The organism is Pseudoduganella umbonata (assembly GCF_014192225.1).
In the GTDB taxonomy this organism is placed as follows: Bacteria; Pseudomonadota; Gammaproteobacteria; order Burkholderiales; family Burkholderiaceae_D; genus Rugamonas; species Rugamonas umbonata.
Window position 1 is genome coordinate 57,173 of sequence record NZ_JACHXS010000008.1, and the last position, 20,560, is coordinate 77,732.

Annotated in this window: 17 protein-coding genes; 5 read left to right on the plus strand and 12 right to left on the minus strand. The window is 62.5% G+C overall.

Annotation, left to right across the window (positions count from 1 at the left end):
* Positions 1 to 108: 108 nt before the first annotated feature.
* From FHS02_RS19905 to FHS02_RS19915, 3 genes are all read right to left on the minus strand, one after another.
* Positions 109 to 681: a serine acetyltransferase gene (locus FHS02_RS19905; RefSeq protein ID WP_137316667.1), complete on the minus strand. Its 573-nt coding sequence runs from the start codon at positions 679 to 681 to the stop codon at positions 109 to 111.
* A 140-nt stretch (positions 682 to 821) separates the two neighbouring features.
* Positions 822 to 1,535, minus strand: a complete 714-nt coding sequence (locus tag FHS02_RS19910) for a LuxR C-terminal-related transcriptional regulator (RefSeq protein WP_229422402.1) — start codon at positions 1,533 to 1,535, stop codon at positions 822 to 824.
* On the minus strand, positions 1,532 to 2,200 hold the full coding sequence (locus FHS02_RS19915) for a response regulator (protein WP_137316666.1): 669 nt from the start codon (positions 2,198 to 2,200) through the stop codon (positions 1,532 to 1,534). Before FHS02_RS19915 ends, FHS02_RS19910 begins: the two co-directional genes overlap by 4 nt.
* A gap of 578 nt (positions 2,201 to 2,778) precedes the next feature.
* On the opposite strand from FHS02_RS19915, the gene FHS02_RS19920 reads away from it, so the two are divergent.
* Positions 2,779 to 4,143 carry an acyltransferase family protein gene (locus FHS02_RS19920; RefSeq protein WP_137316665.1) on the plus strand — a complete coding sequence of 455 codons (1,365 nt, stop codon included), beginning with the start codon at positions 2,779 to 2,781 and terminating at the stop codon, positions 4,141 to 4,143.
* Positions 4,144 to 4,482: 339 nt separating this feature from the next.
* On the opposite strand, the gene FHS02_RS19925 is transcribed toward FHS02_RS19920, so the two are convergent.
* Positions 4,483 to 5,118, minus strand: a complete 636-nt coding sequence (locus FHS02_RS19925; protein ID WP_137316664.1) for an NF038129 family PEP-CTERM protein — start codon at positions 5,116 to 5,118, stop codon at positions 4,483 to 4,485.
* A 9-nt stretch (positions 5,119 to 5,127) separates the two neighbouring features.
* Complete coding sequence (locus tag FHS02_RS19930) at positions 5,128 to 8,130, minus strand: ExeM/NucH family extracellular endonuclease (protein WP_137316663.1); 3,003 nt, start codon at positions 8,128 to 8,130, stop codon at positions 5,128 to 5,130.
* 282 nt (positions 8,131 to 8,412) lie between these two features.
* Between FHS02_RS19930 and rfbB the strand changes: the two genes are divergently transcribed.
* The 4 genes from rfbB to rfbD are packed head-to-tail and all read left to right on the plus strand — an operon-like array spanning position 8,413 to position 11,810.
* Positions 8,413 to 9,498, plus strand: a complete 1,086-nt coding sequence (gene rfbB / locus FHS02_RS19935; RefSeq protein WP_137316662.1) for a dTDP-glucose 4,6-dehydratase — start codon at positions 8,413 to 8,415, stop codon at positions 9,496 to 9,498.
* Positions 9,495 to 10,400 (plus strand): glucose-1-phosphate thymidylyltransferase RfbA, encoded by a 906-nt coding sequence (gene rfbA / locus FHS02_RS19940; protein ID WP_137316661.1) that lies wholly within the window; start codon positions 9,495 to 9,497, stop codon positions 10,398 to 10,400. Before rfbB ends, rfbA begins: the two co-directional genes overlap by 4 nt.
* Positions 10,397 to 10,942: a dTDP-4-dehydrorhamnose 3,5-epimerase gene (rfbC, locus tag FHS02_RS19945; protein WP_137316660.1), complete on the plus strand. Its 546-nt coding sequence runs from the start codon at positions 10,397 to 10,399 to the stop codon at positions 10,940 to 10,942. The genes rfbA and rfbC overlap by 4 nt, the downstream gene beginning before the upstream one ends.
* 10 nt (positions 10,943 to 10,952) lie before the next feature.
* On the plus strand, positions 10,953 to 11,810 hold the full coding sequence (gene rfbD, locus FHS02_RS19950) for a dTDP-4-dehydrorhamnose reductase (protein WP_137316659.1): 858 nt from the start codon (positions 10,953 to 10,955) through the stop codon (positions 11,808 to 11,810).
* 161 nt (positions 11,811 to 11,971) lie between these two features.
* Here the strand turns inward: rfbD and FHS02_RS19955 are convergent, their stop codons facing one another.
* The 7 genes from FHS02_RS19955 to FHS02_RS19985 form a co-directional block, all read right to left on the minus strand.
* Positions 11,972 to 13,018, minus strand: a complete 1,047-nt coding sequence (locus tag FHS02_RS19955) for a TIGR03790 family protein (protein ID WP_307722177.1) — start codon at positions 13,016 to 13,018, stop codon at positions 11,972 to 11,974.
* Positions 13,019 to 13,222: 204 nt separating this feature from the next.
* Positions 13,223 to 14,641, minus strand: coding sequence for a mannose-1-phosphate guanylyltransferase/mannose-6-phosphate isomerase (locus FHS02_RS19960; protein WP_137316658.1), 1,419 nt, complete (start codon positions 14,639 to 14,641; stop codon positions 13,223 to 13,225).
* On the minus strand, positions 14,638 to 15,804 hold the full coding sequence (locus FHS02_RS19965; RefSeq protein ID WP_137317734.1) for a nucleotidyltransferase family protein: 1,167 nt from the start codon (positions 15,802 to 15,804) through the stop codon (positions 14,638 to 14,640). The genes FHS02_RS19960 and FHS02_RS19965 overlap by 4 nt, the downstream gene beginning before the upstream one ends.
* 19 nt (positions 15,805 to 15,823) lie before the next feature.
* Positions 15,824 to 16,822, minus strand: a complete 999-nt coding sequence (galE, locus tag FHS02_RS19970; protein ID WP_137316657.1) for a UDP-glucose 4-epimerase GalE — start codon at positions 16,820 to 16,822, stop codon at positions 15,824 to 15,826.
* A 64-nt stretch (positions 16,823 to 16,886) separates the two neighbouring features.
* Positions 16,887 to 17,963: a non-hydrolyzing UDP-N-acetylglucosamine 2-epimerase gene (wecB, locus tag FHS02_RS19975; RefSeq protein ID WP_307722176.1), complete on the minus strand. Its 1,077-nt coding sequence runs from the start codon at positions 17,961 to 17,963 to the stop codon at positions 16,887 to 16,889.
* 203 nt (positions 17,964 to 18,166) lie between these two features.
* On the minus strand, positions 18,167 to 19,447 hold the full coding sequence (locus FHS02_RS19980) for a nucleotide sugar dehydrogenase (RefSeq protein ID WP_137316656.1): 1,281 nt from the start codon (positions 19,445 to 19,447) through the stop codon (positions 18,167 to 18,169).
* 42 nt (positions 19,448 to 19,489) lie between these two features.
* Positions 19,490 to 20,533, minus strand: a complete 1,044-nt coding sequence (locus FHS02_RS19985) for a glycosyltransferase family 4 protein (RefSeq protein ID WP_175424930.1) — start codon at positions 20,531 to 20,533, stop codon at positions 19,490 to 19,492.
* Positions 20,534 to 20,560: the final 27 nt, after the last annotated feature.

Consider the following 20,560-nt stretch of genomic DNA (forward strand, 5'->3'; position numbering starts at 1 on the left):
ACGTCATTTAAGGTTTAGACAATTTTATTCTATGTTGCAGACCAGGCGGCCCGGACCAGCCCGGTTCCGCCTGCGGCAGCGGGCCCGGACCATCGCCATGTTCGAACTTTAAATGTTTTCCAGCCTCGCCAGCACCGACTCATCGGTTACCGGGCACCACCGGGCGTTCTCCCAATAAACCCACCTGTCGGAATAGCTGTAGAAGCGGTTGTCGGGCGCGGAGCTTTTCTGGATGATTTCCGACGATCCGGAGACCACCACGCTGTTATCCGGCACATCGCGGAATACCACGGCATTCGCACCGATCCGAACGTTATCCCCGATGCGGACATTGCCAACGATCTTCGCACCGGCGCCGATATAGCAGTTACGGCCAATCACGGGAGCACCGAGGCCCCTTGAATCCGGCAACAGGTTCGAACCGATCGTTACTTGCTGAAAAATGACGCAGCCACTGCCGACTTTTGCGCCGCCTGATACAAAGATACTTTTAATTCCGTGTGGAAAGCACGGCTGGCCTTCGAAATCCGAGTTCCATGCGACGGAACTACTGTTCTCATACTGGTAAATCTCGTACAGCTTGATGAATGCCTTTTTCAGGAACCGGTTTTTCGACTTGATGCATAGCGTTTTCAATTTCCAGACCGAGCCAAACGGCAGGACCAGCAGCTTAGCCAACATTACGTTTCCCCGCAAAAAAAATAATAAAGTAGCAAGACTACTGGAAGAGCGCGGCGCTGGCAAGCGCAGCGGAATCGCTGGCCAGCCACCGGCCGGCGTGCAAAACGCACCTGCTTCGCCGACGTTCTCCCGGCGAATCGCTATCGCAGCATTGTGCTGCGCGCCACCGCATGCGTGCGATTGCTGACCCCGAGTACCCGGTACAGGCGCTGCAGGTGGTTTTTCACAGTCAGCGCACTGATACCGAGGATGTGCCCGATCTCGTCGTTACTCTTGCCCTCGCGCAGCCAGCGCAATACCTGGGTTTCGCGCGTCGACAATCCGCGTTGCGGCGGGACGCCGACAGGGGCCAGCCTCAGCAGTGCAAGATGCAGGTGCGGCAGCAGCAGACGGAGGAAATGCGCATGGCGCCCGTCGGGCCGCCGGGGCAGGTCGCACAACAGGAAGAAGGTGAAGCCACCCGCCAGCGGAGCGCTGCCGTGCGCCAGCAGGTTGACGACCCCAAGCGACGCCAGGCTGCCATCATCGTCGGCCTGCAGCGCCAGCGGCCGCGCCCCGCCGCTGCGCCAGCGCTCCAGCAGCGCCGGTAACGGCCCGCGGGCCGGGTCGCGGAAAGCCTGCGCCGCCGGTGGCGCAGCAGCGTCGGCATGCAGCAGGTCGGTACGCAGCACCTCGCCGGCCGGCCCCACCTGCAGGCAGACGAGCAGGCGATGCGGCAACAGCGTCTGCAACTGCCCCTGCGCCCACAGGAACAGTTCGCGTGACTCTGCCAGGTCCAAGCTCGATTCGATGGCGTGCAGCAGGTACTCCTGCTCCTGCCGGCTGAGGATGACCAGCCCGTCCATCGCTGTCATGCCGGAACGAAGCGATAGCCGCTGCCACGCACCGTCTCGATATGGGCATGCAGCCCGCTGGGCGCAAGCGCATGGCGCAGACGGCCTACATGAGCATCGACCGTACGTTCGTCCAGGTAGGCATCGACGCCCCACACGCCATCGAGCAGCTGCGAGCGCGTGTGCACACGTTGCGGATGCTGCATCAGGAAGTTCAGCAGGCGGAATTCGACGCCGCCCAGCACGATCTGCCGGCTGCCGGCCATGACACGCTGGGTGCCGGCATCGATGCGCAATCCTGTTGGTCGTGCCGGGTGATAGCGCCGCAGCACGGCGTGGATGCGCGCCAGTGTCTCGCGCGGCCCGACCGGCTTGGTAAGGTAGTCATCGGCGCCCGCCTCCAGCGCCACCACGGTGTCCTGCTCGGCGTCGCGCCGTGCCACCATGATCAGCGGCAGCTCGGCCGTGCGCGGCCGCGCGCGCAGCCGGCGGATCAGTGACAGGCCGCTCTGGCCCGGCAAATCCCATTCGACCAGCACCAGGTCGGGCAATGCTTCGTCGATCAGTACCAGGGCGCTCTCGGCATCGGCCACGCCACGCACGGCATGGCCGGCCTGCCGGAGGTTGTGCCCGAGCGCCTGCTGGGTCGAGGCATCGTCGTCGATGATGAGTACCTGGATTGACATGGTTCGCCACAGGAGCTGTTGAATATCAATGTGAACTATGCACGAGCCATGGCGAACCAGCCAATACAATTTCGGCAAGGGATTGATAGCTTGCACGAATAAATGCAGGGGGCACTGGCGGGCTTGCCCTTGCCATTCGTCCGTATTCTGCAAAAGGGGAATCCACTACCAATATGAAAGAAAGTACAAGCCCCCGATTCACATTTCTGCAACTACGCTGTACAGGGTAACTTTAATAAGCTTATAATAAAGATATCAGTATCAGCGGCCCTTCCGGTCCTGCCGGGCGACGCCAGTCGGCGCTCAGCTGTAGCCGCATCGTGCTGCCCACCGTCCGGCTCGATATGTATCGCATGCCGGCCGACATGAATTCATATCCCAACCGACGTCGAGGCCTGACGCATTTCCGGCAGCGTTGCAATCGCGGACATACGGAACCGGCTGCTCGCCAGCCGTTGCCGATCGTCGCTTCGAGGATATCGTTCGTGATGGTATCTGTGCTCTTCCGTCAACCGTCAGCCACCTGATGCGTGCCGGACCAGCGGCCGCGTGCATTCAACAGAGCGTTTTGCACGGGAATGGCCGTATTCGTAACGCTGGGAATCCGCAGCCGTACCAATATCGAGTCATCCACCGACGAGCAATGTGAAATGAAAAGTGAAAATCTGGACTCCGGCGCTGTTGACGTTAAAACCGCGGATCCCCCTGCCAAGGACAAGGGATTTTGGGCGCTGAACTGGCTTCGCTTTATCCTGGCGATCTACCTGGTGATGTTTCATACCTTGCTGGTTAATTATCCGACGATCCGGGACGGCTGGTTCGCGGCCTCCCTGAGCCTTGGAAATATGGCCACCAGTATATTCTTCGTGCTTTCCGGCTTCCTGCTGATGCACGCGTATGTGGTGATGAAAAACGGCCGCGAACTGAACACGCGTAATTTCCTCGTCGCCCGGTTTTCGACGCTTTATCCCCTGCACGTCGCCGGCCTGCTGCTGGCAGTCATTCCCGTTTGCGTCACGATGTTCGCGCGTGGCGGGATTACCGTCGGCATGGATTCGCTCGCGCAGATGACGAGGGTGCTCGAGCCATGGGAAGTCGCGCTCGCCCTGCTCATGTGTCTTACCTTGCTCAACGCCTGGAATCCGTTCTACATGGTCTTCAATGGCCCGTCATGGTCGCTCTCGGCACTGGGATTTTATTACGTGCTGTTCCCGCTCATGGCATTGAAGATTTACCGGATGAAGTCGCCCAGGACAGCAATCGTTCTGCTTGCCCTGTTGTTCCTGTTGCCCGGCGCGCTTGCCGATCTGCTGCATCGAACGGATGTGTTCACTGAAGGGTTATTGCACAGGAACCCCGTCATCCGGCTGCCACTGTTCGTTGCCGGCATGGTCCTGTGCGTGATCTTCGCCCGCAGCAAGCACTTCGGCACCCCCATGCAATGGTTCACGTCCGGGTCGCTGATCGTTGCCACTGTCGCGCTGGGCATGATTGCGGTGCACCAGGAACTGCGCTTGCACATCTTCCGGAACGGCCTGTTTTACCCGGCCAGCCTCGCACTCATCTGGATCTGCGCTTGCGCCAAACCGATAGGACAAGGCAGATTGCGCTACTGGGGCGACCGCCTGGGCGCGGCATCGCTCCCCCTTTTCCTGCTGCATATCCCGCTGTTCGCGATGTTCAGGAAGGCCGAGCAGTTCATCGCTGTATGGCCGTCGACGTCAGGCGGCTTTACCACGGTACTGGCCGCCGCGCGCCAAGCCGGACAGTCCCTTGTCTTCTATCCGCTGTTCCTGGTCCTGCTGGTGGCGGTATGCGTACTGGTCCAGGAGCGTTTTGTCACCCGCATGCAGAAAGCGATACGAAACCGCTTCGCCGACCGTAGCGACGCGGCAAGCGGCGCGAGGAACGCGGGCCGCGAACGGGCGACCGGAACTTACTGACCCTGGAAACGATTGCACCGGCTCCGCGAGCCGGCGCAGCCTGCAGGCATAAAACTTCCCTGCCATTCATGTCAGGCGGCGGCTGGCCGTGGCATGCGAGTACCGACGCTTCATCCTTCAGCGCCCGGACACGAATCCATCGCTTTCGTATGGTTGCTCATGGCCAGTGCCTCGATCAGCCCGCAATCCTGCAGTGCCGGTGGTCACGCGCTTTCCGCCGGAGCCACCTCGACAAGCCACGAGACAGTGACCGTTTCGACTGATTCGCCGAGCTCGCGCCGAACCGCCCAAAAAAAAGCCGTACCCCGCGGGGTACGGCTGGCTGGAACGTGCGGTGGATCAGGCGCGGCGGCGGGCGGCGCCGGCGAGCAGCATCGTACCAATACCGAGCATTAGCCACGCCGACGGTTCGGGCACCGGGGAAATCGCGGCGGCGCCCGAATAGCTGGCCGGGGCGAACGTGCCGCTGCCGCCCACCGTGGTGGCAGGCGCCCACGTGATGTCGACCAGCCTGCCGTCGACGGCGGACGAATTGCCCAGCGTTGCCGTGACACCGGCGTCATATGCCCATACCGCGAAGGTCGATCCATAAGCGCCACCGGACAGGTCGACGTTGTCGCCACTGAAGGTGACGTTGAAGCTCAGCACCTGGCCATAATCGACAGCGCGGAACAGGCTGTTGAGGGCTTCGCCATTGCCGATGACGTAGCCGGCGGCCTGCGAGCCCGTGACCTGACCGGCGGTCTCCACCAGCGCGCCCTCATCAAAGCCCTGGAAGGCGCTCAGCGTGATCGTGGTGGCCGGCGACACGCCGGGGTTGGCCGGGTTGTACTGGAAATCGAGCCAGCCACTGTCGCCGAACATCGTGGTATCGATGCTCACAGCCAGCGTGGTGTCGGCCAGCGCGGCACTGCTGCCAAAGACCAGTGCCAGCGCGGCGACGGCGGTACGCAATTTCAGAATATTCGCAAACATGTGTTTTCCTTAGAAGTTACCGCTGTAGATTTTTGCCGTGTACGTGGCATTGACCTTGGCCGGGTTGCGCAGGGTCAGCGGCACCGTCACGGAAGCACCCGGTGCCAGGCTGCCACCAATGCGGATGTATGGCGCGCCATCATGTGTACCGGTCGCGTTGACGACTGTGACGCCGGCGGGCAAGCCGTCGAACTGCAGTGCCAGCGGGCCGGCCAATGTGGCGCCGGAGCGGTTTACCAGCGTGACCGAACCGGTGAACAGTTGCGTGAGGCGGTTGAAGCCCAGGCCGGTAGCGTTGACTTGCACGCTGGCCGTGACATCGCGGTAGGCCGGCGCCAGCGCCAGGCTGACGACCAACGGATCATGGTCGGACGCGCGGTACGGCTGCGCATCGTACAGGTCCTGCGGCTTGCCGTTGGTGTTGTAGTCGATCACTTCCGGCTCGTCGGCATTGGCATGCCATTCGGCGGCGCCGACCACTTGCGGGCTGAGCGAGGCGCTGGCCAGCGCATGATCGAGGTAACCGGCCTGGTGGCCGAACACATACGAGTACGGCGTGCCGGTCGGGCGCACGAAACGTTCCAGCTGGTTCACGTACCCTTTGGCCGTGATCGTGGCGATCGGATCCTCCATCCCGTACGAATTCATGTCGCCGATCAGCAGCACGTCGTCGTCGCCGGCAGCGGCCTGCACTTGCGGCACGAACGAATCGACCAGGCGCTGCGCCTGCGCGATACGGGTGGCATTCCAGCAGCTCTGGCCATCGCCGTTATCGGCCTCCGGGCCCGGGCCGGACGGGCAACTGCCTTTCGACTTCAGGTGGTTGACGACCACGGAGAATTTTTCGCCATTGGCGGCGCGGAATGCCTGCGCCATCGGGGGCCGGTTGTTGACGCTATTGGCATCGGACAGTGCGCCACCAACCAGCGTGACGGCCGCCGGCTTGTAGATCATCGCCACGCGGATCGCATCGGTGCCGGTGGCGGCCGGCTTCGGCACCACCGCGTACACCGGCGCACCGTAGGCCGCATTCAGGCTGTCCACCAGCTGGCCAACGGCAGTGTCGCCATTGTTCTGGATCTCCATCAGGCCGACGACGTCGGCATCGACAGCTTTCAACTGGTTGACGATCTTGTCGCGCTGGCGCACGTACTCGGCGAGGTTGTCGGCGCCGCGGCAGTTGCTCCGGCTGGTCGTCGAACCCACCGTGCAACCCTGGCTGGATTGCCCGGCGGCCGTGGTGCCGTCGGTAAACGTGGTGAAGAAGTTCAGCACGTTGGCGCTGGCCACCTTCACGTTCCCGGCCGGCAGTGCGGGGGCACCCTCGCGCGGATTATCCCGAGTGATGGCCGGCACCACGGTCGGCTGCAGCTTGAAGCCGGCGCCGCCCGCACCCAGTGCGCCGTAGTCGACGACACCGGTCAGGTCATGCACCAGGTCGCCTGCGCGCACGGTGCGGCCTTCGCCGATGTATGGGACGGTCGCCGGTGTCGTGAAGATGCCGTCGTCGAGCACGATCAGGTTGGCGGCATTGGCCGCAGCCAGTGCGGCCGCCTCGGCGCTGCGCGGTGCGTAGCGGTTCGTCGGGATTTCCAGGCGACCGGACGACAGCGACAATTCGCCGCGCGTGCCCAGGTAATCGGTCTGCGAGATGGTCAACGGAGTCGTGAAGCGCACCAGCATGCCCTCGACCTGGTCCAGGCGCTCGTTCGGCAGCGCGATATTGGCGGGTACCACGCCGTGGCCGGTCGACAGCACCGGCGCGAACGTCACGTCGGTCATCTCCGTGTAAGAGCGGTTTGCGCCGCCCGGCGTGTATTCGGTGATCTTGCCGGTGATGCGCACACGCTGGCCTACGGTGACGCCTTCGGCGGCGGCCGCGTTGAACACATACAGGCCATCGGACGTGGCTGGATCGCCGTCGCCGTTGGCATCCTGCAGGAAGAAGCCGCCTGCCACTTTTGCCGTGACGATGCCTTCGGTCGTCTGCACGCTGTTGGCGTACTGGCTGGTGGCGCCACTGCCCTGGATCTGCGGAATGGTGCGCGTGATCGGCGCAAGCGGGCGCACGGAAACGTTGACCGTGCAGCTGGCGTCCTGCGCCTCGTCGTTGGCGAAGCGGATCGTGACCGGGAAATCGCCCAGCGGAACGTCGGCTGCCACGTCGATGCGACCGGCTGCGCTGCCTCCCTCGGCAGTAGCGGGCGTGAAGCCGAGGCTGATGCCGGGCACTGCGGCGGAAGTGATCGACGCCGCGTTGACGATGCTGTCGGCATCGCTGGCAGCGAGTGACGCGGCGCCGGCGTAGCCCTGCGCGATGCCCAGGCTGGCCGGGCAGCGCAGCACGATCGGCTTGACGACCGGTACGTTGCACGAATGCGCCGGCGCGGCCGCATTGCGCGGGGTCGGCGCGGCCACGGCAAAGTCGGCGCTGTTGTTATCCGTGTCGATGCAGCCGGCTTCGCTGCGCAGGACGGCGGTGGCATTGGCGGTGCCGCCCGCCGGCGCGCTGCCTTCGAAGTGGCCGGCGCTTCCCCAGCCTACCAGGTCGACCAGGGCGCCCCCGCTCGGCGCTGCGCCGGCCAGCGGGGCGATGGCGCTGACCAGGGCCACCTTGCCGCCACTGCCGCTCATCGCGATCGCACCGGTCGTGTCCGGGTCCAGGGAGACACTGCCGCCGTTGCCGGTAGCCTGCTGCACCAGGTAGTACTTGCCGGGCTCGATCGTGATCGCCGGCAGCGGCGTTACCTGCCAGCTGCTGCCGGTGGCGCTCGCGTATTGCACGCTCCAGTTCGTCAGCGTGACCGCCGCGTCGCTCCGGTTGAACAGTTCGATGAAGTCGGATCTCAGCGTGGCGCCGCTATTGCCGCCGCCGCCATAGACCTGGCTGATGACGACGTCGGATGCGGCGAGTGCCGGCGCGGCAAAGCCCGTCAGCGACGCGGCCAATGCGGCGGCCAGGGCCGTGGCCAGCGCGGTCTTGCGTCCCGGAGTCGGAGCGTGTGGTGTCATGTTATCCCTGCGATATTGAAAAAGTGAATCGAATATTGCCAATTGCATATTAACTAAACGATATGACTTCTTAATGACACTTCGGTAGTCCGTTCGGACTAATGGATAGTGGGACGATGCCGATGCATGGAATTCGGCGCCGGCACTCTACTGGCGGAAGTAAGTTTTCAAAAAAAACAAAGCAGTTCCACCAGGAATCATTACATTTTTTGCAAGGAATCTGAGCGAAGTTCGATTACAATGCCGGTTGCAACCCTACTAATTCTTTGCACAGGATATTCAATGATTTTCGTGACAGGCGGGGCCGGGTTCATCGGCTCGAACTTCGTGCTGGACTGGCTCGCGCAATCGGACGAGCCCGTGCTCAACTTCGACAAGCTGACCTATGCCGGCAACCTGAACAACCTGGCCGCGCTGAAGGACGATGCGCGCCATGTATTCGTGCGCGGCGACATCTGCGACGGCGAACAGGTGCTGGCGCTGCTGCGCGAGCACCAGCCGCGCGCGATCGTGCACTTCGCGGCCGAAAGCCACGTCGACCGGTCGATCCATGGCCCGGCGGAATTCATCAACACCAACATCAATGGCACCTTCGCGCTGCTCGAAGCGGCGCGCGCGTACTGGAGCGGCCTGCCCGAAGCGGAAAAAGGCGCGTTCCGCTTCCTGCACGTTTCCACCGACGAGGTATATGGCACGCTGGGGCCGGACGATGCGCCGTTCACCGAGACCACCGCGTATGCGCCGAACAGCCCGTACTCTGCCTCGAAGGCCGCCTCGGACCACCTGGTGCGTTCGTACCACCACACCTACGGCTTCCCGACGCTGACGACGAACTGCTCGAACAATTACGGCCCTTACCATTTCCCGGAAAAGCTGATCCCGCTGATGATCGCCAACGCGCAGGCCGGCAAGGCGCTGCCGGTGTATGGCGACGGCCAGCAGATCCGCGACTGGCTGTACGTGTCCGACCACTGCGCGGCGATCCGCCGCGTGCTGGCCGACGGCCGGCTGGGCGAGGTGTACAACGTGGGCGGCTGGAACGAGAAGGCCAACCTGGACGTGGTGCACACGCTGTGCGACATCCTCGACAGCCTGAAGCCGAAGGCCGACGGTGCCAGCTACCGCACGCAGATCGCCTACGTGAAGGACCGCCCGGGCCATGACCGCCGCTATGCGATCGATGCGCGCAAGCTCGAGCGCGAGCTGGGCTGGCGCCCGGCCGAGACGTTCGAGACCGGCATCCGCAAGACCGTGCAGTGGTACCTGGATCACCCCGACTGGGTGGCCGACGTGCAGTCCGGCGCTTATGCCAAGTGGGTCGAAACCAATTACTTCAACCGCGAAGCGGAAGGGAGCAGCGCAGCATGAGCATCGATACCATCAAACAGCGCAAGGGCATCATCCTGGCCGGCGGTTCCGGTACCCGCCTGTATCCGGTGACCACCAGCGTGTCGAAGCAGCTGCTGCCGATCTACGACAAGCCGATGATCTACCATCCGTTGACCACGCTGATGCTGGCAGGCATGCGCGAGATCCTGATCATCTCGACGCCGCAGGATACACCGCGTTTCCGCGACCTGCTGGGCGATGGCAGCCAGTGGGGCCTGCAACTGTCTTACGCGGTGCAGCCCTCGCCGGATGGCCTGGCGCAGGCGTTCATCATCGGCCGCGAATTCGTCGGCGATGCGCCGTCGGCGCTGATCCTGGGCGATAACATCTACTACGGCAACGATCTCGACGCGCTGCTGCGCAGTGCTGCCGGCCAGCCAGACGGGGCCACCGTGTTCGCCTATCACGTGCACGATCCCGAGCGCTACGGCGTCGTTGAATTCGACGGCGAGCGGCGCGCGGTCAGCATCGAGGAAAAGCCGGCGGCGCCAAAATCGAATTATGCGGTGACGGGCCTGTACTTCTATGACAACCGGGTGTGCGATATCGCCGCATCGATCAAGCCATCGGCCCGCGGCGAACTGGAAATCACCGACGTGAACAAGGTGTACCTGGAACAGGGCCACCTGCGTGTGGAACTGATGGGCCGCGGCATGGCGTGGCTGGACACGGGCACCCACGATTCACTGCTCGACGCTTCCCAGTTCATCGCCACGATCGAAAAACGGCAAGGACTGAAGGTCGCCTGCCCGGAGGAAATCGCCTACCGCAAGGGCTATATCGATGCCGAACAGTTGCTCCGCCTCGCAGAACCGTTGAAGAAAAACGGCTATGGCCAATACCTGCTGCAGATCCTGCAAGATAAAGTGATTCCACGATGAACGTCATTCCTACCCCGATCGACGGCCTGCTGATCATCGAACCGACCGTGTTCGGCGATGAGCGCGGCTTTTTCTACGAGAGTTTCAATGCCCAGCGCTTTGCCGAGCTGACCGGCGTGCAGCTGCCTTTCGTCCAGGATAACCATTCGCGCTCGGCGCGCGGCGTGCTGCGCGGCCTGCACTACCAGATCCAGCAGGCGCAGGGCAAGCTGGTGCGCGTGACGGCCGGCAGCGTGTTCGACGTGGCCGTCGATCTGCGCAAGAGCTCGTCCACATTCGGCCAGTGGTATGGCCTGGAGCTGTCCGCGGAGAACAAGCGGCAGTTCTGGATACCGCCGGGTTTCGCACACGGCTTCACCGTCACCAGCGAGTTCGCCGAATTCCTGTACAAGACAACCGACTATTATGCGCCGGCGTACGAACGCTCGCTGCTGTGGAACGACCCGGCCGTCGGCGTCGAATGGCCGGTCGAAGGCACACCGCTGCTGTCGGCCAAGGACCAGAAAGGCCTGCCGCTGGCTGAAGCGGACGTGTTCGAATGAGAATCTCCGCATGAAAATCCTACTCACCGGCAGTACCGGCCAGGTCGGCCACGAACTCGAACGCAGCCTGCAGGGGCTGGGCGAAGTGATCGCGGTCGACCGTGGCCGCATGGACTTGTCGAACCTGGACCAGGTGCGCGACGTGATCCGCTCCGTGCGGCCGCAACTGATCGTCAATCCGGCCGCTTACACGGCGGTGGACAAGGCCGAAAGCGAACCGGAACTGGCGCATCGGATCAATGCCGAGGCGCCAGCCGCCATGGCGGCCGAAGCGAAGGCGCTGGGTGCGGCGCTCGTTCATTACTCGACCGATTACGTGTTCGACGGGCGCTCGCCCGGCGCGCGCGTGGAGACCGATACCGTGGGCCCGCTGAACGTGTATGGCGCCAGCAAGCTGGCCGGCGAACAGGCCATCGCCGCCTCGGGCGTGCCGCACCTGATCTTGCGCACCAGCTGGGTGTACGGGATGCGCGGCAAGAATTTCCTGCTGACGATGATGCGCCTGGCAAAGGAACGCGACGAACTGCGCATCGTCGACGACCAGCATGGGGCACCCACGTGGAGCCGCACCATCGCCGACACGACGGCGCTGATCCTGGCACAGGCGCGTGCCGGCGGCCAACCCTGGTGGGAACGGAACAGCGGCCTGTATCACCTCGCCAGCGAGGGCCGCACCACGTGGTTCGGCTTCACCCAAGCCATCCTGGAGGAGACCGGCATCGATTGCAGGCTGGTGCCGATCACCACCGACCAGTATCCGCTGCCGGCCCCGCGGCCGCAGTATTCGGTGCTCGATACCAGCCGCCTGCAGGAGCGCTTCGTGCGCCTGCCCGACTGGCGCGAAGCACTGCGCCTCTGCGTGCGGTGAACAGGCGGGCGCCCGTCATAGGCGCCCCACAATAGCGTTCGGCGGTGCCCGGCGCTTTTGCCGGCAATGCGCCGCGATGCCAGTAACGGATACCTGTTTCGGGTATCCGTTACTGGCATCTGCGACTAGTCACGGTGCGTTGCGATGCCGATGATTCATGCTTACCGGCGATACGGCGCAGCCAGCGGCTCGCCGATGAAAACGCCCTGCGCCGGCCACGCCACGCTGCGCCAATAGGCTTCGATCGCCGTACTGCCATTGGCATAGTGGCGCAGCAGCACGGCGGGATTGGGGAATTTCTGCCAGAAATTGCACGGCTCGCTCACAGTGCCATAGCTTGCCGTCGCCCCGGCCTGCAGCCACTGCAGGCTGCTCATCTGCCCTTCTCCCAGCAGGTCGCCGCCGACGGAGGTCAAGTGGTCGGCCAGGGCGCCGGGCAGGAACTGGAGCGTGTCGAGTTTCGGTACACGCGCCTTGCCCGTCTGGTAGATCATGATGTCGCGCTTGCCTTCCAGTGCATCGGCCTGCAGCGTATGAATCGTCAACTTGCGTTGCGGGATCGTGCCGGACTTCGGAAAGAACTGCGCGCGGCTGTTGCGCGGCTTTTCGCTGGTAACGAGATAGTAGGCCCCTGCGTTCGATACCCGGAATCCGCTTGCCTTGCCGCGGTCGATGAGTGCCTTCCCTTCCTCAACGGAGTCGGTGGGCAGCAACATCGCCAGCCGCATGCCCTGCTGCACCTGGCGCGGCATGACGGAAGCATTGAAATACGGGCTGGGCTTGCCGGGCGCACACGTCTTGACACATTGCTGCTCGTCGTAGCCGAGCGCGTAGGCGGCCGTGATGCCGTTGCACCCGACGGCATACGGTGCCGTCCATACCATCAGTACGGCTTGCACTTCCGCAGTCAGTTTTCCGTCGATTTCCGCCTTGAGCTGCGCGAATTGTTCCGCGTTCAACGAGCGGGGCTTGCCAGGAATACGAACATGCACGATGTTCGCATCGGGAATACCGCGGGCGGTACGGTAATACTCGCCGAGCTCGACGCTATTGGGCTCGTCGTCGTTGATGACGACTGCGAGTTGCGCTGGCTGAAGCGCCGGCGCCGCGTGGGCGGTGGCAGCAGCCATCAAGGCTGGCAAGAAAAAGGCTATGCGCAAAATGACCGGACTCCTTGCGAGCAGAGATGAACTCGGGATAAACAGCAAATAAGCACTCGGTAATCATCAAGTACGCATCGAACAAGCATCAAATAAGCATCAATGCAAACATCCGCGTACACACCAGTGCAGACAACGTACAAGCGTCAAGGTGAAAAAAAACGGAAGCCTAGGCTTCCGTTTTCATTATAGCGCGGAGACCTGGCGGGCCGGCATCGGCTACCGCCAACCGAACGTCTCCATGCGAAGTGATCAGGTTCTCTGGTACACATCCTCGAAGCGCACGATATCATCCTCTCCCAGGTAGCTTCCGGATTGCACCTCGATCAGGTGCAGCGGAAGTTTCCCGGGGTTTTCCAGGCGGTGGTTCATGCCGATCGGGATATACGTGGACTCGTTTTCCGTGAGCAGTTCGACCTTGTCGCCGCACGTGACCCGGGCCGTACCCGATACCACGATCCAGTGCTCGGCGCGATGATGGTGCATCTGCAACGACAGTTTGCCACCAGGATTGACCGTGATGCGCTTGACCTGGAAGCGGTCGCCGATATCGATACCCTCGTAGCAGCCCCACGGACGGTAGACCTTCGTATGGTGGAGGTGTTCCGTACGATCCTGGCATTTCAGGTGGTCGACTACCTGCTTGACACGCTGCACCTGGTCCTTATGGGCGACCAGCACGGCATCGTTGGTTTCCACGATCACGACGTTCTCGATGCCGATCACCGCCACGCAGCGGTTTTCCGCACGTACCAGAGAGTTCTTCACGCCATCAAGGTAGACGTCGCCACGGCAGGCATTGCCGTTGGCGTCGCGCTGCTGCACTTCCCACAGTGCCGACCAGGAACCGACATCGTTCCAGCCGATCGCGGCTGGAACAACGACCGCGTGGCGCGTATGTTCCATCACCGCGTAGTCGATCGAATCGGATGGGCTGGCGGCGAACGCTTCCTCGTCCAGCCGGCAGAAGTCCAGGTCGCGGTAGCCTTTCGCCACCGCTTCGGCGGTGGCGCTGGCGATCGCCGGCTGGAACTGCTGCAGCTCTTTCAGGTAGTCGTCGGCCCGGAACAGGAACATGCCGCTGTTCCAGAAATAATTGCCGGCTTTAACAAACTCTTCCGCAGTGGCGCGATCCGGCTTCTCGACGAAGCGATCGACCTTCAGGCAGTTGTCGCCCACCGGCAGCGGTTCACCACTCTTGATGTAGCCATATCCCGTCTCCGGTGCCGTTGGCACGATGCCGAACGTGGCCAGTGCGCCATGCTCGACCAGTGCCGCGGCGCGCAAGATCGCAGCGTAGAACGCTTCCGTGTCGCTGATGACATGGTCGGCCGGCAGGACCAGCATCACCGCTTCGGCATCGATCGCCTTCAGGTAATGGGCGGCGGCGGCGATTGCCGGCGCCGTGTTGCGACCTTCCGGCTCGAGCAGGATGCCGAGCGGCTTGACGTTTATCTCGCGCAGTTGTTCTGCGACGAGAAAACGGTGCTCATTGCCGCAAACAATCAGCGGCTGCAGCAGTTCGGGGCGTCCGTTCAGGCGCAATGCCGTGTCCTGCAACATCGTCTTGTCGGCAACCACAGGCAACAATTGCTTCGGCAGTGCCGCCCGGGACAGTGGCCACAGGCGGGTGCCGGCGCCGCCGGACAGGATGACGGGATATATCTTCATGCTTTCTTCTGTTCCAAAGGAGTGACTTCTTGTTCGCCTTCCCGGCGACGGGCCGCACGACGGTCGCGTGCATTGGCCCATTCATCGGATTCGTACTGCGAAACGTGTTTCATTTCGCCAGCGCGGTCGACACTATAGTCTTTAAAGACAATCAATTCGTCCAGCGTAACATCCGGTAACACACGCGTGTATTCGAACAGCACGCTGCGGCGTACGGTTGAACCCGCACAGATATGGCTGCCGTGGCCGATCCAGGTCGGACCGACGATGCACGCACCGGCATCGACCTTGACGCCGGAGCCGATATAGACCGGCCCTTCGATCTTGGTGCCACCGCTCCAGTCGATGCTGGTGTTCAGGCCAACCCACAGGCCTTCGTCGACCTGGATGCCGGGTACGGCCATGTTGGCGACTTCGCCCAGCAAGACACCCTGCAGGACTTCCCAGTAATCCTTGACGCTGCCGATGTCGATCCAGTTGAACTTGCGCGTCTGGTTATAGAACGGCAGGCCTTTTTCGGCCAGCAGCGGGAACAGTTCGGAGCCGATGTCGAACGGACGATCCGACGGAATCAGGTCGATCACTTCGGGTTCGAAGATATAGATGCCGGTACTCGCGCAATTCGATTTGGCATTCGCCGGATCCGGTTTTTCCTGGAACTCGCGAATGCGGCCATCTTCGTCGCTGACCACGACGCCATAGCTGGACACCTTATCCCACGGCACTTCGCGCGTGATGACGGTGGCCAGCGCGCCCTTGCGGCGGTGCTCGAACAGCGCCGATTTCAGATCGAGGTCGATCAGCGCATCGCCGCACAGGACGATCGTGGTCTCGTCGAAGAAGCCGCCGAATTCCTGGATTTTCTTGATGCCGCCAGCAGAGCCGAGCGGCTCGGGTACCACTTCGCCGTCGTCGTTGGTATATCCTTCGAACGAATAACCGATCTGCACGCCGAACTGGTGCCCTTCGCCGAAGTACTCCTCGATCTTTTCGTGCAGATAGCTGACGTTGACCATGATCTCGGTCACGCCGTACCGGGCGAGATGCTCGACCAGGTATGCCATCACGGGCTTGCCAAGGATCGGAATCATTGGCTTTGGAAGTTCGTACGTCAATGGCCGCACGCGCGTGCCTTTGCCGGCCGCGAGTATCATTGCTTTCATGTGAAGACCCCCTGGGAAATTATCGCGATGAGGATTGCCAACGCCATGTGTCGATACACATGCGGGCAATGTCGAACTGTGCTTTCCAGCCGAGCTCGCGCTCAGCCTTCGCCGTATCCGCATAGCAGGCGGCGATATCTCCGGGTCGTCGATCGACGATCTTGTAAGGAACTTGCCGGCCGCTCGCAGCTTCGAACGCGCGCACCATCTCGAGCACGCTGTTGCCGCGGCCGGTCCCTAGATTGTAGGTATAGACGCCAGGCCCTGTCGCCAGCTTGTCCAGCGTCTTGACGTGGCCGATCGCCAGGTCGACCACGTGGATGTAATCGCGCACGCCGGTGCCGTCAGGCGTCGGATAATCGCTGCCGAATACGGACAGCGATTCGCGCTTGCCTTCGGCTACCTGTGCCACGTAAGGCATCAGGTTGTTGGGGATGCCGCTCGGCTCTTCGCCGATCAGGCCGCTTTCATGCGCCCCCACCGGATTGAAATAGCGCAGCAAGGCGATGCGCCAGCTGTTATCGGATTTGTGGAGATCGCGCAGGATCTCTTCGATCATCAGCTTGCTTCGGCCGTAAGGATTGGTCGCCGAGAGCGGGAAATCCTCGGTGATCGGCACCGTAGCCGGATCGCCGTACACGGTTGCCGACGAACTGAAGACGATCGACTTGACGTCGAACTTTGCCATCGTCTCCAGCAACGCCACGCTGCCGGACACGTTGTTGTCGTAGTAGCGCAGCGGTTGCGCCACCGATTCGCCGACGGCCTTCAGGCCCGCGAAGTGAATCACCGAATCGAACTGCCGGGACGCAAAGACGCGTTCGAGCGCCGCACGGTCGCGGATGTCCGCCTCGATGAATTCAAATGCCTTGCCGGTGATGCGCTGCACGCGATCCTGCACGGCGCGGTTGGCGTTGGCGAGGTTATCCAGCACGACCACTTCGTGGCCGGCACTTGCCAGCTCGACGACGGTATGCGAACCGATGTACCCCATGCCACCAGTAACGAGTATCTTCACACTTCATCCTTTGCGAAAAAAAAGGCAGCCCTGCTGGCTGCCCTTTGCTCAAATCAGGGCCTGATCAAGCACGGCAACGATACGCTGCGCAGCCTGGCCATCCCACAGATGCGGCTTTACCCTGCTTGCCGTCGCCACGCAATACCTTGCGCGCCTCGTCGACGATACGCACCGGATCGGTACCGACCAGCACATTGGTGCCCTCTTCGACTGTTACCGGTCGCTCGGTATTCTCGCGGATCGTAATGCACGGCACGCCCAGCGCCGTGGTTTCTTCCTGCAGGCCGCCACTGTCGGTCAGCACGACAGCCGCATCCTTCCACAAATCGAGGAACGCCATGTAGGCCTGTGGACCCACCAGCGATACATTCGGTCCCAGGTCGATGCCGAACCGCTCCAGATTCCCGCGGGTGCGCGGGTGCACCGGGAAGACCAGCGGCAGTTCGCGTGCGATCTCGGTCAGTGCCGAACCGATTTGCGCCATCATCGCCGGATCGTCGACATTGCTCGGGCGGTGCAGCGTAACGACGCCGTAACGCCGGCCGGCCAGTTCGCGCTTCAGCGACTGGCTTTCGAAGCCGCCCTGGGCCAGCTTGCCGGCCTGGTACAGCACATTATCCACCATCACATGGCCGACATAGTGCACGCTTGACTCGGCCTTGCCTTCACGCCGCAGGTGTTCGACAGCGCTCGGCTCGGTGGCGAAGAACCAGTCGCTGATGCTGTCGGTAACCAGGCGGTTGATTTCCTCGGGCATCGTCATGTCGCCGCTGCGCAAGCCGGCTTCCACGTGCGCCACTGGAATGTTGAGCTTCTTCGCAACGATCGAGCAAGCCAGCGTGGAGTTCACATCCCCCACCACCAGCACCGCGTCGGGACGCTGCTCCAGACACAGCTTCTCGAAGCCCAGCATGATCTTGGCGGTCTGGTCGGCATGACTGCCGCCACCGGCTCCCATGAACACGTCTGGCGCCGGGATGCCGAGCTCTTCGAAGAACACGTCGTTCATCTCGCGGTCGTAGTGCTGCCCCGTGTGGATGATGCGATAGGCCAGCCGTGGATGACCGGCCATTGCACGCACGATCGGCGCGATTTTCATGAAGTTCGGGCGCGCCCCGGCCACCAGGTAAACGGTCTTCACGCTAGGTTCTCCTGTGAAAGCATTGTTGTGTCCTTTACGCTAATTGCAGTTGAAAAACCCGTCAGGGCCTGGCGCGGTGTTCTCGCTCGCGGCGCCAAGGGGCCTAACCCAGGCCGTCGGCGCCGCGTGCCCGACAAGGGCCTCCGAGCAGCCACGGCGACGCATTGCATTGCGTTGCATCGCGCTGCGGCCGGGCGGGCGATTTACAGGCGCCAGACTTGCAGGCCGGCCTGCTCCAGTTCGGCTTTGTCGTAGCCGGATTTCACGTCCATGAAGCAGCCACCCTTGACCAGTTTCTTGCACAGGTCTTCGGCCGTGAGCGCCTTCAGTTCGCGGTGCGCCACGGCGGCAACGATGGCATCCGCGCGCGGCAGTTCGTTCCAGCCGAGCAGGCGCACGCCGTATTCGTGCATCGCCTCGTCAGGATCGGCGTGCGGATCATGTACGAACACTTCGACGCCGAAACTCTTCAGTTCGTTGATGACGTCGCCAACCTTCGAGTTGCGCAGGTCCGCGCAATCTTCCTTGAACGTCAGCCCCAGCACGTTTACGCGCGCGCCCTTGATGTAGCTGCCGCTGGCGATCATCTGCTTGATGGTCTGCTCGGCGATGTACTTACCCATGCCGTCATTGATGCGGCGGCCGGCCAGGATCACCTGAGGGTGGTAACCCAGCATCTCCGCTTTGTAGGTCAGGTAGTAAGGATCGACGCCGATGCAGTGGCCGCCGACCAGGCCCGGACGGAAGTTCAGGAAATTCCATTTGGTACCGGCAGCGCGCAACACTTCGGTGGTATCGATGCCGATTTTTTCGAAGATGATCGCCAGTTCGTTCATCAAGGCGATATTCAGGTCGCGCTGCGTGTTCTCGATGACCTTGCAGGCTTCGGCGGCCTTGATGCTCGAGCACCGGTGCACGCCGGGCTTGACGATCGACTCGTACATCGCGGCGACCTTTTCGAGCGTCTCCGGCGTATCGCCGGAAACCACTTTCAGGATCGTCGTCAGCGTATGTTCCTTGTCGCCCGGATTGATGCGCTCCGGCGAATAGCCGACGTTGAAGTCGACCTTCCAGCGCTTGCCGGAAGCCTGTTCCAGCACCGGGATGCAGACTTCCTCGGTGGCACCTGGATACACGGTGGATTCATAGACGACGATGGCGCCCTTCTTCAGGTGCGGGCCGATCGTGCGGCTGGCGCCGATCAGCGGACCGAAGTCAGGGGTGTGGGCGTTATCGACCGGGGTCGGCACGGCGACGATGATGATGTCCGCTTCGGCCAGCACGGCCGGGTCGGAGGTATATTCCGCATGAACCGATGCGGCCATCTGTTCGTCGGACAACTCACGCGACGGGTCGACGCCGCGCTGACATGCCGCCACCTTGGCGGCGGCAATGTCGAAACCAATGGTACGGCCGAGTTTGCCGAATTCCACAACGAGGGGCAGGCCGACGTATCCCAGGCCGAGTACCGCGATTGTCATGATTGAATCACTTTCATTAAATTTTAAAAAATGCAGACCCGGGGCTTACGAGCACCCAAGGTCACGATAGAGACGACCCAGCTTGTCGAGCACCACGGCCGTGCCGAACCTGGTCTCGATAGTGTGACGCGCCCGTTCGCCGAGACGGGCGCGCAAGTCGTCGTTTCGAATCACCTCGGCCAGCGCGGCGGCCAGCGCCACCGGCTGTCCGGGAGGGACCAGCATGCCGTTGTCGCCGTTGGTGATCGCTTCCGGGATACCGCCAACGGGCGTGACAACGACAGGAAGACCGGCAGCCATTGCTTCCAGCATCGCCATCGGCAAGCCTTCATCATAGGATGGCAAGCAGAACAAGGTGGCTTTCTCGACACGGCGGGCCTTCTCTTCCGCGCCGATCCAGCCTGCGATCTCGACATGCTTGCCGATACCGAGCTCTTCGACGGCGCGGGCTACCGCGGCCAGGTCGCCGTCGCCACCGATCACGAGACGAACTTCAGGAATCGTCGCCGACAGGATCTTGACGGCCTGCAGCAGATCGAACGTGCCCTTGCGCTGCCCCGCGCGGCCGAGGAACAGGATGTTGGCCCGTTCCGGCTGGCGCCCGGTCACGGCCGGCAGGTGCACCGAATTCGGAATCACGCGCACATTGGCGCCCGGCGCGAATTCGTGCAGGAAGCCGGCCCAGCTTTCCGACAGTGTGACCACCGCCGAGCTCTTGTGCAGTGTGTGGTGTATCCACCGGCGTGCCAGCGGACCCGACCCGACGGTGGCGAACTTGTTGAACTCCGCGCCGTGCAGGTGGAATACCGTCTTGCAACCGAACGCACGCGCCAGCGCGAGCAGCACCGACTTGCGGTAAAAGCTGACACCCGAGGCCGCGTGCACGTGTACGCATGGGCGCTGCGCCCCGGAACAGCCTTTGACCAGCTGCACGACGGCGCCGATGGCAACGCCGAGTTTGCGCACGCCGGAAACCTGCGCATGGGTGACGATATAGCGCGCATCGTTCAGCTCGAAGAACCCGGCACGCTGCAATACGGCTACCACCGTAGCGATCCCACCTTTCGCTTCCGGACTGGTACCCATCATGATTACTTTTGCCGCTTTTACCATAGT

Excerpts from the sequence above, each read along its gene's own strand:
- FHS02_RS19910 (WP_229422402.1), bottom strand. The coding sequence starts at position 1,535 with ATGACAGCGATGGACGGGCTGGTCATCCTCAGCCGGCAGGAGCAGGAG.
- FHS02_RS19965 (WP_137317734.1), bottom strand. The coding sequence starts at position 15,804 with ATGAAAGCAATGATACTCGCGGCCGGCAAAGGCACGCGCGTGCGGCCA.
- rfbB (WP_137316662.1), top strand. The coding sequence starts at position 8,413 with ATGATTTTCGTGACAGGCGGGGCCGGGTTCATCGGCTCGAACTTCGTG.
- FHS02_RS19915 (WP_137316666.1), bottom strand. The coding sequence starts at position 2,200 with ATGTCAATCCAGGTACTCATCATCGACGACGATGCCTCGACCCAGCAG.
- FHS02_RS19925 (WP_137316664.1), bottom strand. The coding sequence starts at position 5,118 with ATGTTTGCGAATATTCTGAAATTGCGTACCGCCGTCGCCGCGCTGGCA.
- FHS02_RS19905 (WP_137316667.1), bottom strand. The coding sequence starts at position 681 with ATGTTGGCTAAGCTGCTGGTCCTGCCGTTTGGCTCGGTCTGGAAATTG.
- rfbA (WP_137316661.1), top strand. The coding sequence starts at position 9,495 with ATGAGCATCGATACCATCAAACAGCGCAAGGGCATCATCCTGGCCGGC.
- FHS02_RS19960 (WP_137316658.1), bottom strand. The coding sequence starts at position 14,641 with ATGAAGATATATCCCGTCATCCTGTCCGGCGGCGCCGGCACCCGCCTG.
- FHS02_RS19920 (WP_137316665.1), top strand. The coding sequence starts at position 2,779 with ATGGCCGTATTCGTAACGCTGGGAATCCGCAGCCGTACCAATATCGAG.
- rfbC (WP_137316660.1), top strand. The coding sequence starts at position 10,397 with ATGAACGTCATTCCTACCCCGATCGACGGCCTGCTGATCATCGAACCG.
- FHS02_RS19930 (WP_137316663.1), bottom strand. The coding sequence starts at position 8,130 with ATGACACCACACGCTCCGACTCCGGGACGCAAGACCGCGCTGGCCACG.
- FHS02_RS19985 (WP_175424930.1), bottom strand. The coding sequence starts at position 20,533 with ATGATGGGTACCAGTCCGGAAGCGAAAGGTGGGATCGCTACGGTGGTA.
- rfbD (WP_137316659.1), top strand. The coding sequence starts at position 10,953 with ATGAAAATCCTACTCACCGGCAGTACCGGCCAGGTCGGCCACGAACTC.